Annotated in this window: 18 protein-coding genes and 1 pseudogene; 7 read left to right on the top strand and 12 right to left on the bottom strand. The window is 44.9% G+C overall.

What is annotated here, in order from left to right; translation table 11 throughout:
- Positions 1–57 precede the first annotated feature (57 nt).
- On the bottom strand, positions 58–318 hold the full coding sequence (locus OSCIL6407_RS33770; protein ID WP_071592434.1) for a hypothetical protein: 261 nt from the start codon (positions 316–318) through the stop codon (positions 58–60).
- Positions 319–545: 227 nt separating this feature from the next.
- A complete protein-coding gene (gene hemW, locus OSCIL6407_RS0101500) occupies positions 546–1,856 on the bottom strand; it encodes a radical SAM family heme chaperone HemW (protein ID WP_007355421.1) in 1,311 nt (436 codons plus the stop codon).
- 143 nt (positions 1,857–1,999) lie between these two features.
- Between hemW and OSCIL6407_RS0101495 the strand changes: the two genes are divergently transcribed.
- Entirely contained in the window at positions 2,000–3,079 is a 1,080-nt protein-coding gene (locus OSCIL6407_RS0101495; protein ID WP_007355420.1) for a PIN/TRAM domain-containing protein, read from the top strand.
- Between the two features lie 286 nt (positions 3,080–3,365).
- Positions 3,366–3,710: a DUF6717 family protein gene (locus OSCIL6407_RS0101485; RefSeq protein WP_007355419.1), complete on the top strand. Its 345-nt coding sequence runs from the start codon at positions 3,366–3,368 to the stop codon at positions 3,708–3,710.
- Between the two features lie 57 nt (positions 3,711–3,767).
- Here the strand turns inward: OSCIL6407_RS0101485 and OSCIL6407_RS0101480 are convergent, their stop codons facing one another.
- From OSCIL6407_RS0101480 to OSCIL6407_RS0101450, 7 genes are all read right to left on the bottom strand, one after another.
- The gene (locus tag OSCIL6407_RS0101480) at positions 3,768–4,730 is read right to left on the bottom strand and encodes a trypsin-like serine protease (protein ID WP_019486850.1); all 963 of its coding nucleotides are present in this window, start codon (positions 4,728–4,730) and stop codon (positions 3,768–3,770) included.
- Complete coding sequence (locus OSCIL6407_RS0101475; RefSeq protein ID WP_007355417.1) at positions 4,717–5,118, bottom strand: type II toxin-antitoxin system Phd/YefM family antitoxin; 402 nt, start codon at positions 5,116–5,118, stop codon at positions 4,717–4,719. Before OSCIL6407_RS0101475 ends, OSCIL6407_RS0101480 begins: the two co-directional genes overlap by 14 nt.
- 112 nt (positions 5,119–5,230) lie before the next feature.
- A complete protein-coding gene (sds, locus tag OSCIL6407_RS0101470) occupies positions 5,231–6,202 on the bottom strand; it encodes a solanesyl diphosphate synthase (protein ID WP_007355416.1) in 972 nt (323 codons plus the stop codon).
- A gap of 979 nt (positions 6,203–7,181) precedes the next feature.
- A complete protein-coding gene (gene murI, locus OSCIL6407_RS0101460; protein WP_007355414.1) occupies positions 7,182–8,048 on the bottom strand; it encodes a glutamate racemase in 867 nt (288 codons plus the stop codon).
- 212 nt (positions 8,049–8,260) lie between these two features.
- Positions 8,261–10,027, bottom strand: coding sequence for an N-acetylmuramoyl-L-alanine amidase (locus OSCIL6407_RS0101455; RefSeq protein ID WP_019486847.1), 1,767 nt, complete (start codon positions 10,025–10,027; stop codon positions 8,261–8,263).
- Positions 10,028–10,432: 405 nt separating this feature from the next.
- Positions 10,433–10,588, bottom strand: coding sequence for a hypothetical protein (locus OSCIL6407_RS35155; protein ID WP_155523369.1), 156 nt, complete (start codon positions 10,586–10,588; stop codon positions 10,433–10,435).
- Between the two features lie 63 nt (positions 10,589–10,651).
- Positions 10,652–11,761, bottom strand: coding sequence for an alpha/beta fold hydrolase (locus OSCIL6407_RS0101450; RefSeq protein WP_019486846.1), 1,110 nt, complete (start codon positions 11,759–11,761; stop codon positions 10,652–10,654).
- 288 nt (positions 11,762–12,049) lie between these two features.
- Between OSCIL6407_RS0101450 and infC the strand changes: the two genes are divergently transcribed.
- The 3 genes from infC to OSCIL6407_RS0101435 all read left to right on the top strand — a co-directional run bounded on the left by infC (position 12,050) and on the right by OSCIL6407_RS0101435 (position 16,464).
- Entirely contained in the window at positions 12,050–12,583 is a 534-nt protein-coding gene (gene infC / locus OSCIL6407_RS0101445; RefSeq protein ID WP_019486845.1) for a translation initiation factor IF-3, read from the top strand.
- Positions 12,584–12,788: 205 nt separating this feature from the next.
- Positions 12,789–15,875, top strand: coding sequence for a hypothetical protein (locus OSCIL6407_RS0101440; RefSeq protein ID WP_007353257.1), 3,087 nt, complete (start codon positions 12,789–12,791; stop codon positions 15,873–15,875).
- 121 nt (positions 15,876–15,996) lie between these two features.
- Entirely contained in the window at positions 15,997–16,464 is a 468-nt protein-coding gene (locus OSCIL6407_RS0101435) for a Crp/Fnr family transcriptional regulator (RefSeq protein WP_007353256.1), read from the top strand.
- A gap of 353 nt (positions 16,465–16,817) precedes the next feature.
- Here the strand turns inward: OSCIL6407_RS0101435 and OSCIL6407_RS0101430 are convergent, their stop codons facing one another.
- Both OSCIL6407_RS0101430 and OSCIL6407_RS0101425 read right to left on the bottom strand, forming a co-directional pair.
- On the bottom strand, positions 16,818–17,153 hold the full coding sequence (locus tag OSCIL6407_RS0101430) for a DUF4870 domain-containing protein (protein ID WP_007353255.1): 336 nt from the start codon (positions 17,151–17,153) through the stop codon (positions 16,818–16,820).
- A 102-nt stretch (positions 17,154–17,255) separates the two neighbouring features.
- Entirely contained in the window at positions 17,256–20,114 is a 2,859-nt protein-coding gene (locus tag OSCIL6407_RS0101425; RefSeq protein WP_007353254.1) for a PAS domain S-box protein, read from the bottom strand.
- 635 nt (positions 20,115–20,749) lie between these two features.
- On the opposite strand from OSCIL6407_RS0101425, the gene prfC reads away from it, so the two are divergent.
- Positions 20,750–22,378 (top strand): peptide chain release factor 3, encoded by a 1,629-nt coding sequence (prfC, locus tag OSCIL6407_RS0101420; protein WP_007353253.1) that lies wholly within the window; start codon positions 20,750–20,752, stop codon positions 22,376–22,378.
- 9 nt (positions 22,379–22,387) lie between these two features.
- Positions 22,388–22,582 (top strand): annotated as a pseudogene (locus tag OSCIL6407_RS0101415) (hypothetical protein); the annotation flags it as partial.
- Positions 22,583–22,669: 87 nt separating this feature from the next.
- Here OSCIL6407_RS0101415 and OSCIL6407_RS0101410 read toward each other — a convergent pair.
- Entirely contained in the window at positions 22,670–23,611 is a 942-nt protein-coding gene (locus OSCIL6407_RS0101410) for a hypothetical protein (RefSeq protein WP_007353251.1), read from the bottom strand.
- Positions 23,612–23,771: the final 160 nt, after the last annotated feature.

The raw sequence follows: 23,771 nt of genomic DNA, 5'->3' as shown, positions 1-23,771 counted from the left end.
CTCACCTAATTATAGCCGAGAAGAAGCTACCGCAAAATCGGCCACCCGTTCATTTGATTAATTTAAACTTCGGTTGGCGATCGCCTCACCTATAAAGTCGGACTCGCAAGAAGGCGCAAACGGCGTTAACGCCAAAGAACACGCCTTCCACACACCTTGAACTGTTACATTTAGCAGTTGGCAATTACCGCCCCGTCTCCCGTGAAGTTGGTAATGAGTACAAAGACTACACCTAGAGGGAAAGTCTTTGCCACGCAACCCAATCTCAGGGTCAGAGCTACTGCGGCTATCATTACTTTCGAGAGTCAGAGCGTTCATTTAAGAGCTTCTCCTGGTTCATATCTCTCAAAGTATGACAGTCAGCTATTTTCGCCTACGTCTATCTAAAGATTCAGTTGGGTTGGGAAGTGTCTATTCCCAGGGATCGATAAAAATTATATCAATTTTAAGAGTAATGGTACGGGGATCAACAAAAAATAGTTACGTTCCTGCCCAGGCTCTCAAACTTTCTCAGGGTAAGGATCGGAGCGGTTCTATGTCTTAGGTCATAGTTGCCCATCCTCTTCCAACTTGCTAAACAAAGTCGCTAAAATTGTATTGGAAAATAAGAATCCTTCAGGATCGCTCAGCCTTAGATAGCCGCAGGAGGGTAGTTTTTCGCCATCTCTGAGATTCAATAGCAACCCGTTATCGCCGGCAATTTCTACCCATTTTTGTCGATAGTAAGGTTGCAAACAAGTCCAAATCTTCTCAAGCGTATTTTCTCCAAATTTTTGCGCGATCGCCTCCAGACTCACGCCCTGGGCCAAACGCAATCCCAGCATCACCGTTTCCAACAAAACATCATGGGAAGTCATCGGAGTTGCAGCAACTTTTACCGATGTCGAATCCTCCACCCACTGATAATATTCTTTCCTAGTACGCGATCGCGTCAACCGCACTCCCTGCAAATAACTCGCCGCCCCCATCCCAAAACCATAATAAGGACGATTTTCCCAATAAACCCGATTATGGCGGCACTGATAACCAGGTCGAGCATAATTAGAAATCTCATAATGTTCGTAGCCAGCTTCAGTTAAAATTTGCTGTGCTAAGCGATACATTTGAGCCGCCGTTTCATCCGCTGGCAAAGGCTCAATTCCCGATTGAAAGTAACGCCCAAAAGCCGTTACAGGCTCTAAAACTAAATCGTAACAAGATAAGTGAGCTGGAGCAATGGCAACCGCCGCCGCCAGAGAAAGTTGCCACTGTTCTAAACTTTGGTGCGGCAGACCAGAAATCAGGTCTAAACTGAAATTAGTAATTTCTGCTTTTTGCACCAAATCCACCGCCTCATAGATATCAGCAACACAGTGCGATCGCCCGCAAACCCGTAACAACTCATCCTGAAAAGCTTGCACCCCCAAACTCACCCGATTTACCCCCGCCGCCTTATATCCCTGCAACTGCTCTAAACTAAAGGTACCAGGGTCAATTTCCATCGAAATTTCCGCCTCCGCAGCAATCCCAAATTGGCGATCGAGAGCCTCCAAAATCCGGCTTAACTGACTAACTGACAACAGCGAAGGCGTACCCCCACCAAAAAAAACCGTCTGCAAAGATTGACAAAACCCCGCACTGAGGGCAATTTCCCGGCACAAAACCGTAACATATTCCTGAATCGTCCCTGAATCCTCGCTATTTTTGCGTGGATTCCGCCCCCCGTAGGCATCCCCTACCACAGAAACCGGGAAATCGCAGTAAAAACAGCGACGGCGGCAAAAAGGAATGTGTAGATATGCCGAACTGGGAAGATCGCAGGCAAATTGCCCCTCTGTCTTAAATTGCGATCGCGCCGGATTTACAATCAAACTCATTGCATCATACCTGTGATTTGAAATCTACATTCTTAATAAAATCTTTATTAATAATTAAGTTGGATTTCCGTACCAATCTATGTAAAAATAATACCATCACTTGAAAGATATAATAAGATCGGCAAAATTATTCGTCTAAAACAATGCTTGATGCAATCATAATTATTTCATTCATAATCGCAGGAGCGGGGATAGGCTTCTATGGAGTCGATCTCCTACCACCCAACCTCCTAGTGCAAGTCACCAACATCGAAGGCTTGAGATCGGTATTGGGCGCTTTTGGCACATTAATCGGCTTCGTCTTCGGATTAGTGGGTCAAACCACCTATCGGCGCGTAGAAAAGCAAGTTCGCGATATGCCCCTTGAAGTCTTACTGACTCGCGCCATCGGTTTAATCGTCGGACTGCTCGTTGCTAACTTAATGCTAGCACCGCTTTTCTTACTACCCATCCCCCACGAATTCGGTTTCATCAAACCTCTAGTCGCAGTCCTGGGTAGCGTCATTTTCGGCTTCACCGGAGTCAACTTAGCTGACACTCACGGCAGAGGCTTCTTGCGGCTGATCAATCCCAACAGTTTAGATACAGTATTAGTAGCAGAAGGCACTTTTAAACCAGCGCCTACCAAAGTTTTAGATACTAGCTGCATCATCGATGGCAGAATTGAAAACTTACTGGAAACTGGTTTTTTAGAAGGTCAAATCTTAGTACCGCAGTTTGTTTTACAAGAATTGCAACTAATAGCTGATGCTGCTAACGATCAAAAGCGGGCGCGAGGACGGCGGGGCCTGGATATTCTTAACAGCATGAAAGAAACTTATCCCGATCGCATTCAAATTCACTCCGCTGACTATGAAGATTTAGCAACAGTAGATGCTAAATTAGTCCGTTTTGCCCAAGATATTAACGGTACTTTACTAACTAATGACTACAATTTGTCTAAGGTAGCAAGCGTACAGAAAGTAGCGGTTTTGAATATTAACGATCTAACTCAGGCATTACGTCCGAGTTATTTGCCAGGAGACACCATCGAACTCAAAATCCGCAAGGAAGGCAAGGAACCATCTCAAGGAATTGGCTATTTAGAAGATGGTACAATGGTAGTAGTGGAAGCTGGCAGCAGCTATGTCGGTGGCGAAGTTAGAGTTGTCGTTACCAGTGCCTTACAAACTTCTGCGGGTAGGATGATTTTTGCCCGTACTCAAGAGTCAGTAACTGCTTAATTATGAGAGAATGGCTAGAGCAATTAGAGTTAAATATTGCGATATCTGTTCCTACACTGTCCCCATTCTCTATCGAGTTCGATATGATGAATCGGGGCAGTTGTTTTTTGTTAGCTTTAGCAGTTGGAAAACGGCAAGCCAACATAATCTTTATTTATGCAGGACTTATGCAAAACTATCAGTAACGCCGCCAACAGGCGCGGTAAGAATACCGCCAGTGAAGCGTAATCCTACTATAAATTAGCGCTTAAACCTACTACTACAAACTTGAAAAGGAGTTAAAGCAATGTCTAACGCCATGATGGTAATTTTCCCTTATCGCCACCAGTATACTTGGGTTTTTGACGATGAAAGAGTGGGGTTGATACAGGAACCATTTGTTCAAGGTATCCCGGAAATGATTAATATACTGGTTGCAGACATTCCTAATGCTGAAAAAGGCTTCCGGCTATTATTTTCCGGTAATCCTTTCCCTGGATATCAGGCGGAGTTACTTTGGTTGAGAGAAGAGTATGGTGGCAATTGGTATCGGTGGGAGTCAAAAAATATGGAAGGATGGTTGTGTCCAGCTTTGTTTAAATACTTTAATGAAGCACCAAATAAATTTTACTGCAAAGCTGAGGAAATTTAACTTTGACAGTTTAGGTTATATATGAAAGATGGCTTCGTGCTTCGCAATGAGAGTAAATTAGCGACTAGATTGCGTAATTTTGTCAATCCAATTAGCATAAAAAGATACCCGCGTGTCGCCGGAAATCTCGCCAAAACTACCATTATCATCAATGCTATCAATATCTCCAATATTTGTTTTGAAAAAACCGCGATCGCTATAACCCCAAGAACTAATACCAGCTATTTTTCCATTAATAAAAGAAGGGCCGCCAGAATCTCCACTAGCAGTAGCAGTTTCATTCTTTCCTAAACCACGATCTGCTAACTTGGGAAAATGCTTACCCAAAGTATCATGTTTCGCAGTTCCATCATCGAAATCAAAAAGTAATTGACTGCCAAAAACTAACTCAGAAAAATCTGTAACTTTTGAATCCTTCAAAACATCAATTAACGCCTCATAGCGATTCTGTCCCGCATATCTTTCCGCCTCTGAATTAGAATCCTCATCCTGTCCCTTAGAACCTACACCAATATATCCATAGCCAACCTTAGTAAACACTTTGCCAATTTCATCTTTATCTCTGTAAAGATCGTATTGTTCCGCAGATTTCGGCGCTTGTCTTTCCAGCTTTAAGACAGCAACATCATTGCCAACTTCTGACTCGTAACCAGTCCAACTTGGGTGGATAAAATATTTTTTAACGGGGATGCTAACTTCGCCTCTGGGTAATTTAAATATCGCGTTGATTTCAGTATCTGTGGGAACCTTTGTTCCACCTTCATTGAGACAGTGGGCGGCTGTGAGAATGTATAATCCTCCTGTTAGGAGTGAACCGCTACACTCAACATTATCAAGATATACGACACCAGTATATTGATTTAGGGGGAGAGGTTTATGTGCGGAACTATTAGCAAAAGCACTAATGATTGAGTGGCTAATGTCTGCTGTTGATAGGATAATAAACAGAGTGAAAATTGATATGAAAAATATTTTTTTGATCGCCCTCGAAAACATTAGAAAAATTTTACCCTTCGTCATGAAAGCGTTTGCCGTTAGCTAGGTTATAAATGTCTTCTTCCAGATCAAATATCGAAATAAAATTGGCATCCGAACAAGCTGCATTAGTCCATTCCGGGTCATGGAAAGGTTTACCGTCAGCTACAGTATAAATATCTTCTTCTGGATCTTTTAGAAAATCAAAGACCGGATTTGTAGCTACAGCTTTCAGCCATTCATATTCTTCTAGTTCGACTTTTTTCAGTAAAGCCGCTTCTAGTGCTTCAAATCGTTTCAGGTCGGAATATGCAATAACAGCAGCTATTTCTTTCCCTTGTTGTTCAATTACAAGTCGCTCTCCTGTTTCTGCTACTCTGCTAATCAGGTTTGATAAATTTTTACTCTCTAAATTTTCCTTAATTTGTTTCAAAATATTTTTCCTCACTTTTAATTGCTCTAATACTTTCAGGGAAGATGTGAATCACCATTCGCTCATCTTCCCTAAAACTGCGCGTAGGCGTAGCCAGCCGTAGGCATCGCACCTAATAAAGCCGGCTCAAAACATAATCAGCCAAGTCAATCAAAGCCTGCTTTGACTCCGAGGGTGGCAAGCCAGCCAAACGCACAACCGCCGCCTGAGCGTGATGCGCCGCCAATTCGCGAGATCGCTCAATACCCTTACTATCCTTCACCAGCGCGATCGCCTGCTCAATATCCCCCTCTTGGGCAAACTCCCGCTCGATCAACGCTTCCAAATATGGCTTTTCCTCTAAAGCAAATAGCACCGGAGCCGTCAAATTTCCACTCTTAAGATCCGAACCCGCAGGCTTACCCAACGTCTCCGTCGAACCAGTAAAATCTAAGATATCATCCACAATCTGGAACGCCAACCCAATATCGCGCCCGTAATTGTACAGATCGTCCGCCAACTGTGCAGATACACCGCTCAAACAGCCAGCCGCCTTAGAACTGTTAGCAATCAAAGAAGCTGTCTTATAGTAACTTTTTTCCAAATAAGCCTCAATCGACAAAGTGGTATCAAATCCATTTAATCCTTGCTGAATTTCGCCTTCAGCCAAATCCATAATCACCTCTGAAAGCAGTTTCACCACCTCCAGATTGTCTAAATTAGCTAAATACCACGAAGATTGAGCAAAGAGAAAATCCCCCGCCAACACCGCCACTCGGTTGCCAAAGTAACTGTGCACAGTCGGGATACCCCGGCGCACGTCGGAATCGTCCACCACATCATCGTGAACTAAACTAGCCGTATGAATCATTTCCGTGATTTCGGCAAGCCGACGGTGTTTAGGAGAGATTTCCTGGTTGGGCATTGTTGCCCGCGAAATCAGCAGCACAATCGCCGGCCTCACCCGCTTTCCTTTAGCCCCGAACAAGTGTTCTGCGGCTGCATACAAGATAGGGTGACGGGCCCCTACTAGCTGTTTTAAGTTTTCTGTCAACAGCCGCAGGTCTTCTTCAACTGGGGAAAATAGGAGAGTGCGAGAAGTCATGGATACGGCGGCTCAAGCGTTTAGGTTACAAAATTTTACATATCATAGCTTTATTTTAAGCTAAGCCTCTGCCTTATGGAAGGAAAGTATACCTAGTTTGTCCTAATTAACTATCTCTCTGTGGGTACTGTTCATTTTCAATAACGTTAAGATTACTGTCAATAAGCTGCCAAGAGTTCGAGACTAAAACTGACTCGCGGCCGAGAACCCAGGCAATTCACCAAATTGTATCAAATTATTAAGTATCTTCCTCAAGACAGCCTCAAAATAGCAAATGTTGTGTTATGTTAATTATTAAGGATTTAAACAATTCCATACATTAAGTACAGCTAAACCAGCGGGCAGCTTCCGAGCGCCTGTATAAGCTTGGTAGAGCCAGCCTTAATCGTCCGCTAACAGCTAAGCAGTCTGGGACTAAAATTTGAACTCATGGGAGTGCAAATTTTGTTCTGGCTAGGAACTTTGTGTCTTTGATGCAACACATAGCTGTGAGCAGCCAAAGTGCAACCTTATAAGGATGTGCTGGCTCCGCTTTGCGGTATAGATATTAAATGAAAAGGCGATCGCCTTTTCACAGGCTTGGATATAAAAGCAGCCTTCGGAGCCAAGGCTTGGTTTTACTTGCTGACTTAATGTAGTAGGTATTGAAGTTGTCCGCCTCCTTCTCCTCCTTACTCTTGGCTCTAATTATGATTTACCATGATATCCCTTTGATTATCCCCATCCTAGCTGCGGGTTATGTGTTGACTATTTATCTGCTGTTGATTTTGGTAGAGCGGAGTGCTAAGATCACTCGATTGGGTGAGTGACCCATCCCGGAAGGGGAATCGCGAACTAGCGTTCGTTAACTGAGAGCTTAAATGCTCCTAGTTCCTACTCTTAAATTATCAATAGCAATAGCACAAAGAGCAATCATCACGTTTGTAGGGTGCAGGCAATGCACCCTACATCTATTCCCATAACATCTAAAATTGTCTGGTTAAGCAGGAGGACGGTCAGGGTGTAAACTACTCGTAGATTCTACAGACACAGTTTCCCTGATAATAGCAGACAAAAAAGTTTTCTCAACTATTGGGGTGCAACCGAGCCACTGCACCGAAAGTTCAGCAAACTGTTCCGGGCAACCACTCACGCAAAAGCGCGTAGGCATTACTGGGCCATTATTTCGCAGCCCCAATAATTCTAACTCTTGGGCCGCAGCAGCTACCACATGAACAGCAGGATCGACCAACTTCACCCCCGCATGCAAAAGCGATCGCACCACCGGAGCCAAATGGGGGTAGTGAGTACAACCATAAACCAAAGTATCAATCTGCTGCTGGATCAAAGGAGCCAAATATTCCCGTGCCACTTCTAATGTGTAGGGGTCGTAAATACGGTTTTGCTCGATCAGAGGCACAAATTCAGGACAACCAACTTGCCAGACCTGAGAATTAACATCCATCTCCAGAATAGCACGACGATAAGCATTACTAGCAGCAGTAGCAGGAGTTGCAATCACCCCAATCCGCTTACCTTGCTGTACAGCAGCCCGCGCCCCCGGCAGAATTACTCCTAAAATCGGAATATCAAACTCAGCCTGCACAGTCTCCAGAGCCAAAGCCGAACTCGTATTGCAGGCCATAATCACCATTTTGACATTCAGCGATCGCAGCCAAGCCATGATTTCCCGGACAAAATGTGTAATTTCCCCAGCAGAGCGAGTGCCATAGGGTAGCCTAGCCGTATCTCCAAAATAAAGAATAGATTCTCCAGGCAATTGTCGGTATAACTCTCTCAAAACCGTTAAACCACCCACGCCACTGTCAAAAATACCGATTCTCTGTTGTCCTAAGTCAGTTGTCATTGCTCAGTTAGAAATAATTTTTGCAAGTTAAACGAATAACTGTTAACTGTTAATTGGTAATTGGTAACTGTTAACTGTTAACTGTTAATTGGGAATTGGTAACTGTTAATTGGGAATTGGTAATTCCTTCCCCATCCTCCCCATCCTCCCCATCCTCCCCATCTCTTCCCCTAGCCCCTAGCCCCTAGTCCCTAGCCCCTAGCCCCTTCTTCTTAATTGCCTTGCCGCAAATAAAGTAAAATGCCACGAGCGATCGATGCCGCCATTTGAGATCGGTAAGCTGGATCTCTCAGTCTAGCTGCATCCTCAGCGCCCGTCACAAAACCCACCTCCAATAAAACAGAAGGCATAGAACTCTTCCTCAAAACGTAAAATCTAGCCTGCCGTACCCGCCGATCGCGCGCCCCCGTACCCTGTAAAATGCTGTTGTGGATAGTCCGGGCTAGATTTTCGCCACTGCTAAAGTAATACGTTTCAATACCATTGACATCTGGGCGACTCATATCAATAGCATTAGCGTGAATGCTGACAAACAAAGTAGCATTGACCCGCTCCGCCATATCCACTCTCGGTTGTAAATCAATTTCGCGATCGTCAGTCCTAGTCAAAATCGTTTGTACACCTTGCTGTTCCAGTATTGCAGCCACCTGCTGAGAAATATCCAGAACAATTCCCTTTTCTTGTAAACCTCCAATCCCCACCGCACCCGGATCTCCGCCACCGTGTCCCGGATCGATCGCAACCACAATCCGCCCATTAGAATTCCGGGGCAGCTCAGGAGTAGGATAGTTTCTTGGGTTGAGAGACGGAGTAGGATTCGTTACCGGAGGCACAGAGGAAACACCTGTACGCCGCAATTGCACCGAAAGGATTTGAGGAGTCGGTTGCAATACTCTTGTCACTTGCACGCCCGCCGCAGGTTGTACCCAAATTACCACCGTCTCCGAGTCTTCTTGGGTAGCAGTTAACCCTACAGGACTGTTCGCCTGTAACTGAGGTATTTGACCAGCAAGTTGAGCTTTGGGAATCCTGAGCCAATAAGCGCCCGACTGCTGATTCCATCCGCTGGTATAGCTTACAGCGCGGTCGGTTCTAATTAAAAGTTGCGTGCCATTAGCTGTCAAGTCAATAGATTGAATCCCAGCTAAATTGCTGGTATTGCGGCGGGGTGCTAGTAAAGGAGGACGGCTACTGACATTGGGTCTATTAGTCGGTAAGACCACAATACCGCCCATATTGCTGAAAAAGGCTCGCCAGTTAGTATTAGTCTCCGTCATCCGTAGAGTAACGCGAGTCATGGGTGGATCGGTTGGCAATTGCCTGACTTCGATGCGATCTACGCCATGTTGGTTAACTACCTGTTCTTGCTCAGTTAGCTGAGGAGAGATATTAGCGCCTGCAATGTCAATTGTTGCCAAATCTCCAGCACGACTTTGCTGAAGGGAAATTTCTGGTTTACCGCCGCTGGTGCGGATGAAAAAACCGTCTTTCGTTACTTGGACATTTTCTACCAGCGTCCCGGCGGCGGCGATTTGTGGTTGGGGATTGGTGGTAGGAGGTGGGATGGTTTGTCCCCTGTCACCTGTGGCGATCGCAGTTGGTCTAGGCAATTCTACCGTCCACTGGCTAGGAGAGATACCCCGAAATCGCACTTGCTGCGGGTCAAGCGTATAACCGGGACTCAATTCCACCACAATTCTAGTGGTTTGCGCGTCAAACTGCCCTACCCGGACGGATTCAAACCCTCCTGTAACTGGTTGAGTTACAGAAGAACGTCCTAAGCTAGTTTCTGGCAGGTCAATGACCAAGCGCGTTGGGTTAAAAATCAGTTGTGCTTTTGGTTGAACTCCGCCAACGGTAGTGAAGTACAGCCGATTCTGATTGGCATCAAATCGCCAAGATTGCAGTCTGGCTGCTTCGGCGGCAGATGACAGCAAAAACACACTTAAGAAACTGGGTAATAGCCAGTGGAATCTCACGACAGTTTTTCCTCGTTTGCGTTGCAGCTAAAAGCTTTGAACTCTTATAGAGCGATCTCCGCTTACAGCTAAGTTGACTTTCATCGAACAGCCCTAGAAATTTTAGGGGCTAGGGGCTAGGGGCTAGGGGCTAGGGGAAGAGAGGGGAAGAACGATTTAGGATCTGAAATGCACCGACTTTAGACGGGAAAAGTATCCAAAATGGTTGCATTCCGGTATCGCAATTAGGGCTAGTTCCATTTCTTTGGTGGGACTCTCGGTACTTAAATTGGTTGAACAGTACCATAACATCAGCAGGTGTTCAGTTTGAATTTTCCTAGCCAAGCTGCTGAGGGTAGAATACCGAAAAATCAGACTGGCACTACTGCCTTGTAAGGAGGCGGGTCTAAAAAAACATAACATCTATCAAAAAGATTGAGAAATCAGCGATCGCACGAGGAAATCCAGAAGCAGGAAGCACTTGCCTTTGTTAGCAACTTGATTAATTTCCATTGAATTATGCCACAAGCAGACAATTGGATCGGGAATAATCGCTTCTGAGTGCAAGTGCCAAAGCAGCACTACCTCTGGAAATTAACTGCGACAGGGAATCTCGACTAGCCACAGAATGGGGACTTTAATCTACTAATACTGCACTGCTTCACTGTCACCACCTTTTTGGTCAAGAGCGATCGCCATCCAATTCAAAATTTCTTGATTTACTCGTTCTGGGCATTCATCATGGGGGCAGTGGCCCGCATTTTCTAACTCAACGAGCTTTAAGTTAGCGTTGTACTCCATGAACTGACGGGGACGGGCGAAGCGGGGCGGGATCATCCGATCTTGTTGACCCCAGATTAACAATATAGGAATTTTTAATAAAGGCAAAACTGTCTTGACACCAGGCCCAAATTGTGAACTGCCGACAGCTTTAAACAGAGCACAAAAAGCACGGGCGGAACCGCGATCGCGACTCGGCCCCGATAGAATTTCTACCAATTCGTCGCTAATGGCATCGGGATTGGCGTAGGCAAAGCTCACCCAGCGACGGACAAGGGCGGGACGGCGGACAAAGTAAAATAGGGCTCTGAGCACTGGCGGAGAAGCAAAAATATTTTCAACTGCCGCGATCGCAGGTTGCAACCACGGGGGTACTGCCTCAGCACGCACAGATGGATCGGGCAAACTAATCATCACAATTCCTGCTACCATATCAGGGTGAGCTGCTGCGGCTGCCAGACAAATCAGCGAACCAATCGAGTTTCCCACTAAAACTACTGGTTGTCTGATAAAAGTCTGCCAAAACTCGTAGACTTGAGCCACCCAGATAGAGACATCATAGTTGGCAGGAGCTTTCTGCGAAGCCCCAAACCCCAACAAATCTAATGCGTACACAGTATGGAACTCAGCAAGTTGAGCCATATTGTGCCGCCAGTGACCAATAGAAGCCCCAAATCCGTGCAGCAAAATCAAGGGCGTTCCCGACTTAAAATTTGGGCTTTCCTCTTTACCAAAAGGAAATTGGGGAGAGTAAGATTTTAGAGTATTGATTTCCTCCGTTACTTCTGCTCCCCCGCCCCCCCTCTCCCCTGCCCCCCTGCTCCCCTGCTCAATTTGCTCTAGCTGGGAAAGTTGCCCACTTGCCCGCAGATAAGTGTACCGAGTTTGCCAACCCCGCCAAACCCAGTCTCTTTGAAGTCCAATCCTTTGATGCCAATGTCCAGAAGTGGTCAAATTTGCCTCAAGTCTCAACATAAATTTACAATCTTCTATCTTTTATTCTAGTGGGGGAGATGGGGAAGATGGAGAAATGGGTGAGGATGCGGAGAGGGGAAGGATGGACAGTAGTAAACAGATCCAAAAATTTCTGACTTTATTTAACTCAGAACTCAAAACTCACCCCCCTTAGCGCGCGATCGAACCTTTTATTTTTAAGCGATCTGGGGATTTTAGATTAAATATAGACAGAAACTTAGTCATAGTGAGTAGAATGGCAATACAAGGAAGCCACATTAATCAATCAAGAGCTTGCATAAAACTTAAATGCCTGTGATCGAAAAAAGACAAAACCGCAATCAACCTCAGATCAATGACAACATTCGATTCCCCAAAATTCGGGTCATCGATACCGATGGTGCTCAACTGGGGATAATGCTTCCTCAAGATGCCCTGCGGCTGGCGGAGGAAAAAGACCTTGACCTCGTTCTTCTCAGCGACAAGGCCGATCCACCTGTATGTCGGATCATGGACTACGGTAAATTTAAGTTCGAGAAGGACAAGAAAGAGCGTGAAGCTAAGAAAAAGCAGCACACAGCCGATGTCAAGGAAGTGAAAATGCGGTACAAAATTGAGGAGCACGACTACCAAGTACGTCTTTCTCAAGCCGACCGCTTTCTCAAAGCTGGCGATAAAGTCAAAGCCACGATTATGTTCCGAGGTCGGGAAATCCAACATAGTAACCTAGCAGAGGACTTGCTTAAACGGATGGCAACTGATTTGCAGGAACTGGCGGAAGTGCAGCAAGCTCCTAAAAAAGAGGGACGGAGCATGATGATGCTCCTATCTCCGAAAAAATAGTAGGGGAGGGGGAGCGGGGGAGCAGGGGAGCGGGGGAGCAGGGGAGCAGGGGAGCGGGGGAGCAGAGGAGCAAGGGAGCAGGGGTAGCTAAATCCTCCCCAGTCTCTCAGTCCCTCCATCTGTCCCTCTCCCAGTACCCCAGTCTCCCAATTCCCACTCCCTCGATCGATCGGGGACAAGCTACTACATAGGGATAAAATGCTGCATGGAACTGACAAATCAGCGGTTGACCAAAAACCGGTTCGGACAGGGATTATTGCGATCGCTCAATCTCCGTCCTGAAGAAGTAGAGCGGACTCTGCTGATGTTCGCAGTCTACACTGTCACCTCCATAGGCTTGATCTGGCTGGAACTCAGCACGATCAGCCTATTTTTAGACGAATATGGAGCCGACAAGCTCCCCTGGATATACATAGCTACTGCGGCTACAGGCTCAGGCTTAGGCTTTACCTATTCCTGGCTGCAAAAAATCATTCCTCTGCGGCGGGTGATTGTAGTCGTACTCCTATTTATGGCAGTCCCCCTGTTCCTCTTTCGCCTGGGTATCGGGGCGAAAGATATCCAGCTTAACTTCGGGCTACTGACCCTGAAATTGGGATTTATTACCCTATTCATGACATGGCTGTGGGTAGAAGCTTGCTATAACCTGAGCGACCTCAATACCTCGATCACGTCGAATCAACTATTTAATATCCGTGAGATCAAACGCACTTACCCCATAGTCAGCAGCGGGTACTTAGTAGCTGGGGTAATCTCAGGTTTCTCCCTGCCTGTACTCCTGAAATTCATCGGGCTGGATAACGTTACTCTTGTATCTGGCGTAATGGTAATTTGTGGGGCAGGTATTTTATTTTACCTATCAGAAAGCTACGAACAAGCTTTCCCTGATACTGCCCGTTGGGTAGACGATGAAGATGATGATGAGGATCAACCAGACTTCAGCGCAGGAAGTGTTTTCGGCCCGCTGCTAGGTTATATTATTCCTCTTGTCGGCTTCTTCGTAATGGCTGAAGTTTTATATGTATTTGTAGATTTTGAATTTTTTACGCAAATAGAACTGCAATATCCCGAAGATGACGGCGGTAGCGAAATTGCAAAATTTTTAGGCTTATTGGAAGGTGCAATTAGTGTCTGTCAGGTGGGTACTCAGTGGTTTGCTTCTAGCCGTCTGGTAGATCGGATTGGCGTATTCGTGACTGCAATGATTCTCCCCGCAGGAGCGGCGATCTTAGGCGTACTCTCTTTTGTAGGAGCAATCACGGGGATATTTTCTGTGTTTGTGGGGATGGTAATCCTGAGAGTTTTAGATGAATTGCTACACTATACTCTCCAAGAAACTAGCGGGCCGGTGCTGTTTCAACCCATACCAGATAGCACGCGCAATTACGTACAGACAATAGTTAATGGTGTGGTAGAGCCTTTATCAACTGGTGTGACTGGGGCCTTTATCCTGCTAGTTGTTTGGATTAGTGGCAAGCTATTTTCGTTTGAGGATAGCCGGGAGCTTCAGAATGCTCAAGGTTTAATATTGGTAGGGGCGATTGTGGTGAGTGCCGCAGTCTGGCTGGGGATTATTTGGGTAATCCGCTCTCAATATGTTGGTCTGTTGGTAAAAAGTGCCGAACGGGGGCGCTTAGGATTTTCGGATGTAGATTTACCTACTCTTAAAAAAGCTGTAATCGCAACTCTAGAACAGCCGAGTCCAGAAGAAGATAAACGCTCTTGTATTGAACTACTGAGCCAAATTGACCCGAAAAATGTGGGGCAAGTCTTGGCTCCTTTGCTGGCAATTCTGCCTCCTTCATTGCAGCGACAGAGCTTGGAAACAATGCTCAATCACCCGAATCCAGATTATCTCGAACCTGTGCGCTCTCTAACTGAGCGGGATTTGCCTCCAGAAGTTTTGGCTTTAGCTCTACGCTATGTCTGGCTGACGGAACCGGAACCAGATATCAGCCAATTACGCCCTTATCTGCAATCGACTGTAGATCCTGTGGTGCGGGGTACAGCCGCAGCTTTGATTATGCGTCGGGGCGATCGCGAACAAAAAGCAGAAGCAACAAATACTCTGCGGCGAATGCTCACAAATAAACAAGAGCGGGAACGGGTAATGGGTACGAGGGCTCTGGGAGAAGCTGACTATTTGCAAGGGCTACGCCTCTATATCCCTAACTTACTCCAAGATGAATCCCTGCGCGTTCGCTGTGCTTTGCTAGAAGCGATCGCCTCTACTCACCTAGAAGAATACTACCCATCCCTGTTGCGGGGTCTATCTTACAAATCCACCCGCGAAGCTGCTCTCCAAGCTTTGGTTCGTCTAGAAAATGACGCAATTCCCCTGTTGGTAGATTTAGCCAATGATATCCATAAATCTGACTTAGTACGGCTCCAAGCTTGGACAGCGATCGGTCAAATTGGCACGCTTCCAGCTCTCGATGCTTTGGTAAGTCATGGGATGACAGCTTGGGGTAAATCCCGCCGTAATATCCTCCGCATCCTGCTGAAAATGCCCAGAGAAGCGGGAATTGAAGGCGTGTTAGACCGCATGGGCCGTAGTGGTTTGGAATTGTTGATAGACCAAGAGCTGATGTTTATCGGTCAGATTTATGCCGCTACGATCGATTTTTCGAGGATGACCGGCCCACAGCAGGCAGAAGAGAGCGATCGCTCTGATAATTCTGGACAATTAACCGCAGACTATGCAGAATTGCTAAGGCGCGCTCTGCGGGGGCTAGAATCCGATGCCATTGAACGCTGCTTTTTGCTGATGAAGTTCCTTTATCCTTTGGACGCAATACAAGCCGCTGCTTTTAATATCCAATCTGAATCTAAGTCCAATATGGCACGAGGTCTGGAAATTCTGGATAATACTGTTGATTTGCCTAATAAGCGAGCGCTCATTAACATCCTCGATCGCCACTCTGAGCAAGAAAAATTGCAAGGGCTTTCGGAGCTATTAGCTTATAGACCCCTAGCTCCGAGCGATCGCTTACGCCGTTTATTGGATCTGCGCCACTTCCTTTCTGACTGGGCCTTGGCTTGCTGCTTTCACTTGGCGCGGGAGTCTCGCTGGAGTCTGACGGCGGAACAGACTTTAGTCTGTTTGCGCCACCCAACGGGGTTTGTGCGCGAAGCAGTGCTCGCCTACTTGAGAATTGCTTCCCCCCGCGCTCTGGTGGAATTGCTACCGATGCTGCAAAATGATGCCGATCATCTCGTAGCAGCTCAAGTTCAGCAGATGATGGGAGAGTTGGGTGTCAGTTCCCATCAATCTCACGTTGCTCCAGGGTAGGAGGAGAGGGCGATCTCCAGATTTCCCTTTTCCTTTGCCTTTCCTTCCCAGTTAACAGTTAACGGTTAACGGTTAACAGTTAACGGTTAATAGTTAACAATTTTAAAATCCACAATGGCTTATGTTAACCAGCGTTGAACGCCTATTATTTGTCAGGGGAGTTCCGATTTTTAAGGAACTGCGAGATGATTTTCTCGTGCGTCTAGCATCTGTGATGGACGAGCTTTCTTTTCCATCTAAATACAGCATTTTTACTGAAGGTCAAGAAGGGCGATCGCTTTATATTGTTGTTTCTGGTAAAGTCAGAGTACATATAGGCGATCGCGACCTAGCACAGTTAGAACAGGGTACTTTTTTTGGCGAAATGTCCCTGTTTGACGCTGAACCGCGTTCGGCTTCGATCACGACTATTGAAAAATGCGAGTGTTTGATGCTGACTCAGATGCAGCTCTATGATGCTATTGATGAAACGCCGGGAATTGCTGTCAATATTATCCGTCTACTCTCGCGTCGCATTCGCGAACTCAATCAAAAAATCAATGCTAAACAAGCAGCAGAGCACCAAGCTGAAGTTGCTAAAGTTAATTGAGAATTAAAAGTTAAAAATTAAAAATTAAGAGCGAATCAGCAATTTTTAATTTTTAATTTTTAATTCTGAATCTAGGTTGTAGGGTGAGCGCTGAAAGTTAAGATATTGGTGGCGCTCAGGGTATACATTAGAGAAGCACTCATCCTACAACTATAGCAACCGCCACAACGGTCTTGACATTCAAGGGTCGCCCAAACCCGTTCTAGTATTGCATTTTCCTTCTACATAAGAGCCTTCTGCCTTCTGCCTCCTGCCTCCTGCCGTATTACTAATCCATGACAGTCAGCAAAAAATGAAATACAAAAGCAAAACCCGCCGAAGCGGGTTTGAATAAAAAGAGTAAAAATCAGCTCTTAAACCAGGCGAAAAATAAAAGGATAACGGTAAGGCTGATCGGGATCTGCCAAAATTTTGACAATAGCCAAAATTGGCATTACCCAACTGATAATTCCCAACAAAACCAATAGCGGGAAACCAATTAAAACCCAAATCAGCACCCCAGCAACTGCACCGTAGATGTAGAGGTTAATGTGAAAATTGAGAGATTCTTTGGCATTATCCTTAACCACTGGGTCGTCGGATACTAGCAAAATAGCTATGGGTATGCCGATAGACACAAGTGTAGCGCTGAAAAATATTGCCCCGTGACTCAAACCTGATAGTAGTTTCCGCTTGTCGGAGTCGTACATATTAGCCTCCATCTCCTTTTGTTATAAGTTTCCTTTTTACACAACTTTAGCACAGCCTCGCCCCTCGAAGCTGTTCCATTGTTCCATTTTTAATTTTTAAGACTATATGGCCTCAGCAACAGGAAGACCAGAAATCAACTTTTTATTACTTTGCTGTCGAACTGGAATCTCGATTGCAAATTCTGCCCCTTCTCCTAGTGCAGAAATGCAGTACAACTGACCGCCGTGTTTTTCTACTACAATTTGATAGCTAATTGATAAACCCAGACCAGTTCCCTTGCCTACTTCTTTAGTAGTAAAAAAGGGGTCAAATAGCTTACTCCGCACTTCCTCAGTCATTCCCGGGCCATTGTCTTTAATTTTAATAGCGATGCGATCGCTATCTATAACTTCAGTCCGAATCCAAATCGTAGGTAATTGAGCATTCAGTGTTGGGGATTGTTGTTCTTGCTGTTTCTGCTTGAGTCTTAGCTCATGTAAAGCATCGATCGCATTAGCAAGTAGATTCATAAAGACTTGGTTCAACTGTCCGGGACAACACTCGATCGAAGGCAAGCTACCGTAGTCTTTAATAACTTGAATGCTTAACTCTTCTGGTTTTTCCTTAAGATTATTTTGCAAGATCAGCAGCGTACTGTCAATACCTTCATGAACGTTAACTTCTTTGACTTCTGATTCGTCGAGACGTGAGAAGTTTCGCAGGGACAAGACAATAGAGCGAATTCGCTCAGTTCCTAGTTTCATTGAAGATAACAACTTCGGCAAATCTTCACTCATAAATGCCAAGTCTATATTGTCGATCCGCTCTTGAATTTCGGGAGTTGGTTTGGGATAGTATTTTTGGTAAAGTTCCACTAAATCTAGTAAATTTAGGGCGTAGTCACTGGTATAGCTAATATTGCCATGAATAAAATTGATCGGATTATTAATTTCGTGGGCAACACCGGCTACCATCTGACCTAGAGAGGACATTTTTTCAGTTTGGATCAGATGAGCTTGAGTTTTTTGTAACTGCTGCAAAGCTTGCTCTAATTGTTCTGCTTGAGCTTGAGCGTGGAAAGCGACTTGGCGAGTTTGGCTGTAAATTTCAGCTTGATCGAGTGCGATTGCTAATTGATTTGTCACTGCTTGCAAAAGTTCTACTTCACTGTCTGGCCATACCCGCACGCAACTCTGATGTCCGCACACTAAAACCCCTATTTCTCCCGACTGGGTTTGAATTGGCAAGGAGAGATAAGAAATCATCCCAAAAGACAGTAAAAATTTCTGCATTTCTGGCTCAGATAACGTACTAGCATCATTAACTCGGATGATTGATAGTTGTAGTAAACGATCTGTCCAACGACCTATTTGTTCGCCAGAATAGAAGCCAATATAACTATCCAAACTTGTATCCTTGGCTTCATTTACTACTTCCCAATAGCAGTTTTCTATCGGCACTATTTGGCATTTGGGTCGAGATTTATCGGCAGAATCAGTAAAATAGTTGACTGATATTTTTTCCTCTGGGTCAAGCTTTTTAGTTATTTCGAGTATATTTTCCGCCGCCGATTTAGCATTTAATTCTTTCGTCTTTGGACGATACCAAAGAAAATAGCAGCGGTCAATTTGCAACAAATTTCTAATTTGATTTACTGTTGTTTGTAGGATGGTATCAAGGTCTAGAGAATTGCGAATTTGACTCGCTAAACGGTTGAGTAATTCTTCGTGCTGAGCGAGTTGTCTAAATTGAATTTCTGACTGCTGAAGTGCTAACTGAACTTGTTTGCGATCGCTGACATCTACCGCCAAACCAATTAAACCAATTGCCTTGCCAGATTCACCTTTAAGCTTAGCTTTGATGATTTCTAAATCGTGAAATTTACCATCTACAAAAAGCAGAGTTTCTTCTGAGTGATGAGGTGCGTCTTGACTCCAGCAAGCTGCATCAGATGTTAGGGAGTTTACCGACTCTTCTTTACCGATAATTTCTGAATAGTGAGGAACCTCTAAAAAGCGAGACTCAGTAACTCCCATATCTTCACAAAAAGTCTTATTCACAAATTGCATTTTGCCTTTTGTATCTGTCATCCAAATCCAAATCGGAGCGTGGTCTAGAATAGTTCTCAAGGTGCGCTTTTGGTTGACTAACCCTTCCTCTGCTCGCAGTCTATCGCTGATGTCAAGAACTAGGGACAAAATTGACACCAAAGTTCCAGACTCATCCATAAATGCGGAGTTATACCACTCACAGTAAATAATAGAATTGTCCTTAGTATAGTTGCGGTGTTTACTAATATTACGAGGTTCGTTGCCGTAGAGAAGTTTAAGCACGCTCGAGCTGACGGCTTCTGCATCTTCAGGATGAATTAATTGCCATTCCGCAGGGTGTTTTCCTATCACTTCATTGGCTTTCCAACCAAAGATTTTTTCCGCTTGCCGCGACCACCGCTTCACCCGAAATTCACTATCCCATTCTACCACTGCCACAGGCGAATTCTCGACATGAAAAGTCAATTGCTGGTAAGCTTGGTCTAGTTCTAATCTTGCCTGCTGGCGCTCCTTAATTTCTATTTCTAGTTTCCTGTTAACTGCTGCTAATTGTGCTGGACTTGGAAGAGCTAAGATTTTAGGAATTAACCACACTAAGAGTACGGCTACACAGGCAGAAATAATAGCTGTAAACGCATTGAGGAAACCTGCTAGCCAATAGGTAGGATGCCATAGCGTCCAGATATTCATGAGGTGTCCCGTGCCACAGGCAATAATAAAACTGCCAAAGGAGAGAAATATCCAGTTAAAAGGCAAATCGCCGCGCTTGCGGACTAAATGTACTAAGGTTAGAGGAATGGAATAGTAGGATAGAGCAATTATTGCATCCGAAACTACGTGAAGCCTGACTAATCCCGGCTTCCATAGATAGCAATGACCGTGAGGAATAAACTGTCCTGCGGTAAAAAAATTATGCCAATTATCGAGCATGATTCTTGCCTTTACTTGCCAGAGATTAACAGTCGGTAAGTAGATGATAATTAAAAAGGATTGCTTGTTGTCGTGTCTGATGTCACACCCTATGATTGTAAACGATAAATTACTTTACCAAAGAAGAGAGTTGAATGGTTCGCACTATCAATCCGTTTTTATTACCCTTTCTAAGCTCTAATGTCAATAACTTATTCTTTTATATTAATATTGACTTTCTTGATGGTAAGTTTGGTGAAATCTAATTTAGTAATATTCCTTAATTACAATCACTGTGAGTAGAAATCACAAGGAAGTATTTTCGTTAAAAAACCCGGTTTCTTTGGTTGGGTGCGTAAGTCCTGTAAAACTCAATTATACATAGTAAACAATAGGATTATACAAACTTATTGTCGAGCTTAAATTGGTATGACATTTATGGTTTAGCTTAACCGATCGCCGATCGAGGTGTTGGCGCTCACCCAAGTATAGCGATCGCGATCGCACCTTACTATTGAACAAACAAATCCCCCAGTCCCCAATCCTGCCATCCAAAATCCACCTTCTCAAGGACACCCTTCAAGCAACCGACAATCAAGAGTACCAATAATTCCTATAATAAAGACTGGGCCAAGATTTTTCCCTGTAATTCTTCTATGACCACAGAGCTTGAGACAGAACTGCAAACCGCTGTTGAGCGTCGTCGCAACTTTGCGATTATCTCCCACCCTGACGCGGGTAAAACCACTCTCACAGAAAAACTGCTGCTGTACGGAGGTGCAATTCACGAAGCGGGTGCAGTCAAGGCGCGGCGGGCCCAGCGTCACGCTACCTCAGACTGGATGGCGATGGAACAACAACGGGGAATTTCGATTACTTCTACAGTGTTGCAGTTCGAGTATCAAAAGTATCAGATTAATTTACTCGATACTCCCGGACACCAAGATTTTAGTGAAGATACTTACAGAACTTTGGCCGCCGCTGATAACGCAGTGATGCTAGAAGATGCGGCGAAAGGTTTAGAACCACAAACACGGAAATTGTTTGAAGTTTGCCGAATGCGCGGTTTGCCAATATTTACATTTTTCAATAAACTTGACAGGCCGGGGAGAGAACCGCTGGAATTGTTGGATGAAATTGAGAAAGAATTGGGTTTGCAGACTTATGCGGTGAATTGGCCCATTGGAATGGGCGATCGCTTTAAAGGCGTTTACGATCGCCGCCAAGGTCAGATTCACTTATTTGAGCGTGCGGGACACGGTTCGCGGGAGGCGATCGATACAGTTATAGAGTTAGGCGATCCTCGTATTGAAGAACTGTTAGAGAAAGACCTTTACTATCAACTTAAAGATGACCTAGAACTTTTAGAAGCAGTCGGTTCCGAACTCGATTTAGAATTAGTTCGCGCTGGGAAAATGACACCCGTATTCTTTGGTAGTGCCATGAGTAACTTTGGGGTGGAGTTATTTTTGGATGCGTTTCTAGATTATGCCCTCAAGCCTGGAACTCACAAAAGTAGTATGGGCGAAATGCCACCAACTTACCCAGAATTTACTGGTTTTGTGTTTAAACTGCAAGCAAATATGGACCCGAAACACCGAGATCGGGTGGCATTTATTCGGGTTTGTACCGGCAAATTTGAGAAAGATATGACAGTGAATCACTCTCGTACTGGTAAAGTTGTACGATTGTCAAGACCTCAAAAGTTATTTGCCCAAGATCGGGAATCCATAGAAGTTGCTTATCCTGGGGATGTAATTGGGTTGAATAATCCGGGAGTATTTGCAATTGGCGATACGATTTACAACGGTCAAAAACTAGAGTATGAAGGAATACCCTGTTTTTCACCCGAACTTTTTGCTTATTTGAGAAATCCCAATCCCTCTAAATTCAAACAATTTCGTAAAGGTATTTCCGAGTTACAAGAAGAGGGGGCAGTACAAATTATGTACTCGGCAGATGATGCTAAGCGCGATCCAATTTTAGCCGCAGTTGGGCAATTACAATTTGAAGTAGTGCAATTCCGAATGCAGAATGAATACGGCGTAGAGTCGCTGTTAGAGTTATTACCTTTTACCGTTGCTCGTTGGGTTGATGGTGGTTGGGATGCGCTGGAAAAAGTGGGGAGATTATTTAATACAGTGACAGTCAAAGATGGCTGGGGGCGACCAGTTTTACTGTTTAGAAATGAATGGAATTGTCAACAAGTGGAAGGCGAACATCCGGCCTTGAAATTGAATAAGATTGCGCCTGTAGTTTCTGGTTTAGAAATTACCGATAATTGAGGTGAAGTCATGACTTATATTACCGAGGAAATTGGTCAAATTACTCGTTTACCAGATCATACTGAAATCCCAGAAACAGATGGTACGTTTGTGGAAAAATTTCAGGAGCATCCGCAAAGTATTCTATTAACAGATTCCCTCGAATCTGTACTTCAAAATCTCCATCCAGAAGGTGATTATGCTATTGGTCAAGATACTGGAATTGAACCTGAAGTTTGATAGATAAAAAAGTAGGGTGCGCGCGGCGTACCCTACTACTGCTTTTAAACCTAAATGAATCCAACTGACTACTTAGGTCGGGGGAAGAGCATAAAAAGCAACCCCCTCATCCCGGAAATCTGACCTCGCCTGTACCACCGCCCGCGTCGCTGCGCTAGCGGTGTAAAAGTGTGTAATATTTTGCGGATTTTCCCGTTCCCTCGCCAGGTTAGTAAAACGAAAGACGGGTATCGCACCCGAAACTGCCGTGTTATATGAATTGAAAACCTCCCCTTCAGCACGGAACTGGGGTAAGTTGTCGCGAACAAACTGTATGTCAGTAGGTTTATTTGTATAGAAGTAGGTTCCTGATGCTGTATTGAAGAAGCGTTGAACCTTTGCGTTACCGGCGGCCGGAGCGATAAATTCATCGCCTTCACTCTGGTAACGAGTAGGGTTGTTCAGTCGCTCATTTTTCTCTGTCGGGTCAGTGGTATAAAAATGCCCTCCTGCTGTCTTGTCAAAGAAACGTCGGACGGGAAGGTTGCCTGTTAGAGGGTCCCCGCCACTGCCCGGGATGATGTTGCCTGCTGCATCTAAAGTCACACCTGTTACGGGGTCTTTCAAGGCGACAGTGCCATTGGGAGTTGAAACCTGTAATGTGAAAGGCTGAGGAAGTGATGATAACGCACTAAAGCTAGTCACGCGGACTACATAGTCCACACCAGGCAGACTTGTAAGCGCCGCTATTCTTGAGTTGAGGCCGCCGCCGCTATCATCATCCTGAGCAACAAAAGTACCCGTCTCAGCGAGATTCGCACCCCTGCTGCCTTTGGGTATCTGATAGACTTCCACGTAAGGGTCATAGGTGCTCGCATCTTTAAAAAGATCGATTGATATAGGCTCATTAACTAACTGTACTTCTAAGAGGTAATCTTTAGCGCGAGTTGTTGTACCAGTAGCATCAGACGAGTTGGGAGTAAAAATATTCTTGTCTGTTGCAGTTAGCCGATTTGTCAGTTGAATTGATGCCATTTAAGCTGTCCTCTTAACTTTTCTGACAGCAGGTGTTATAAAATCCCGCTCTCTACATTTATAAAATACTCAAGACCGATAAGTCACCTAACAGCTATTAGTAGTTTTATTAGGTATTTTTCTGAGAATTACTCAATTTGGCATATTATACAGAAAGTTT

This window comes from Kamptonema formosum PCC 6407 (assembly GCF_000332155.1).
Taxonomy (GTDB): domain Bacteria; phylum Cyanobacteriota; class Cyanobacteriia; order Cyanobacteriales; family Microcoleaceae; genus Kamptonema; species Kamptonema formosum.
Note: the sequence above shows the minus strand (reverse complement) of the source record. Positions and strands in the feature narration are given on the sequence as shown.

Coding starts and splice junctions, on each gene's coding strand:
- murI (WP_007355414.1), bottom strand. CDS start 8,048: ATGACAACTGACTTAGGACAACAGAGAATCGGTATTTTTGACAGTGGC.
- prfC (WP_007353253.1), top strand. CDS start 20,750: ATGACCACAGAGCTTGAGACAGAACTGCAAACCGCTGTTGAGCGTCGT.
- OSCIL6407_RS0101410 (WP_007353251.1), bottom strand. CDS start 23,611: ATGGCATCAATTCAACTGACAAATCGGCTAACTGCAACAGACAAGAAT.
- OSCIL6407_RS0101450 (WP_019486846.1), bottom strand. CDS start 11,761: ATGTTGAGACTTGAGGCAAATTTGACCACTTCTGGACATTGGCATCAA.
- OSCIL6407_RS33770 (WP_071592434.1), bottom strand. CDS start 318: ATGAACGCTCTGACTCTCGAAAGTAATGATAGCCGCAGTAGCTCTGAC.
- infC (WP_019486845.1), top strand. CDS start 12,050: ATGCCTGTGATCGAAAAAAGACAAAACCGCAATCAACCTCAGATCAAT.
- OSCIL6407_RS0101485 (WP_007355419.1), top strand. CDS start 3,366: ATGTCTAACGCCATGATGGTAATTTTCCCTTATCGCCACCAGTATACT.
- OSCIL6407_RS0101495 (WP_007355420.1), top strand. CDS start 2,000: ATGCTTGATGCAATCATAATTATTTCATTCATAATCGCAGGAGCGGGG.
- OSCIL6407_RS0101435 (WP_007353256.1), top strand. CDS start 15,997: ATGTTAACCAGCGTTGAACGCCTATTATTTGTCAGGGGAGTTCCGATT.
- OSCIL6407_RS0101425 (WP_007353254.1), bottom strand. CDS start 20,114: ATGCTCGATAATTGGCATAATTTTTTTACCGCAGGACAGTTTATTCCT.
- sds (WP_007355416.1), bottom strand. CDS start 6,202: ATGACTTCTCGCACTCTCCTATTTTCCCCAGTTGAAGAAGACCTGCGG.
- OSCIL6407_RS0101430 (WP_007353255.1), bottom strand. CDS start 17,153: ATGTACGACTCCGACAAGCGGAAACTACTATCAGGTTTGAGTCACGGG.
- hemW (WP_007355421.1), bottom strand. CDS start 1,856: ATGAGTTTGATTGTAAATCCGGCGCGATCGCAATTTAAGACAGAGGGG.
- OSCIL6407_RS0101440 (WP_007353257.1), top strand. CDS start 12,789: ATGGAACTGACAAATCAGCGGTTGACCAAAAACCGGTTCGGACAGGGA.
- OSCIL6407_RS0101480 (WP_019486850.1), bottom strand. CDS start 4,730: ATGACGAAGGGTAAAATTTTTCTAATGTTTTCGAGGGCGATCAAAAAA.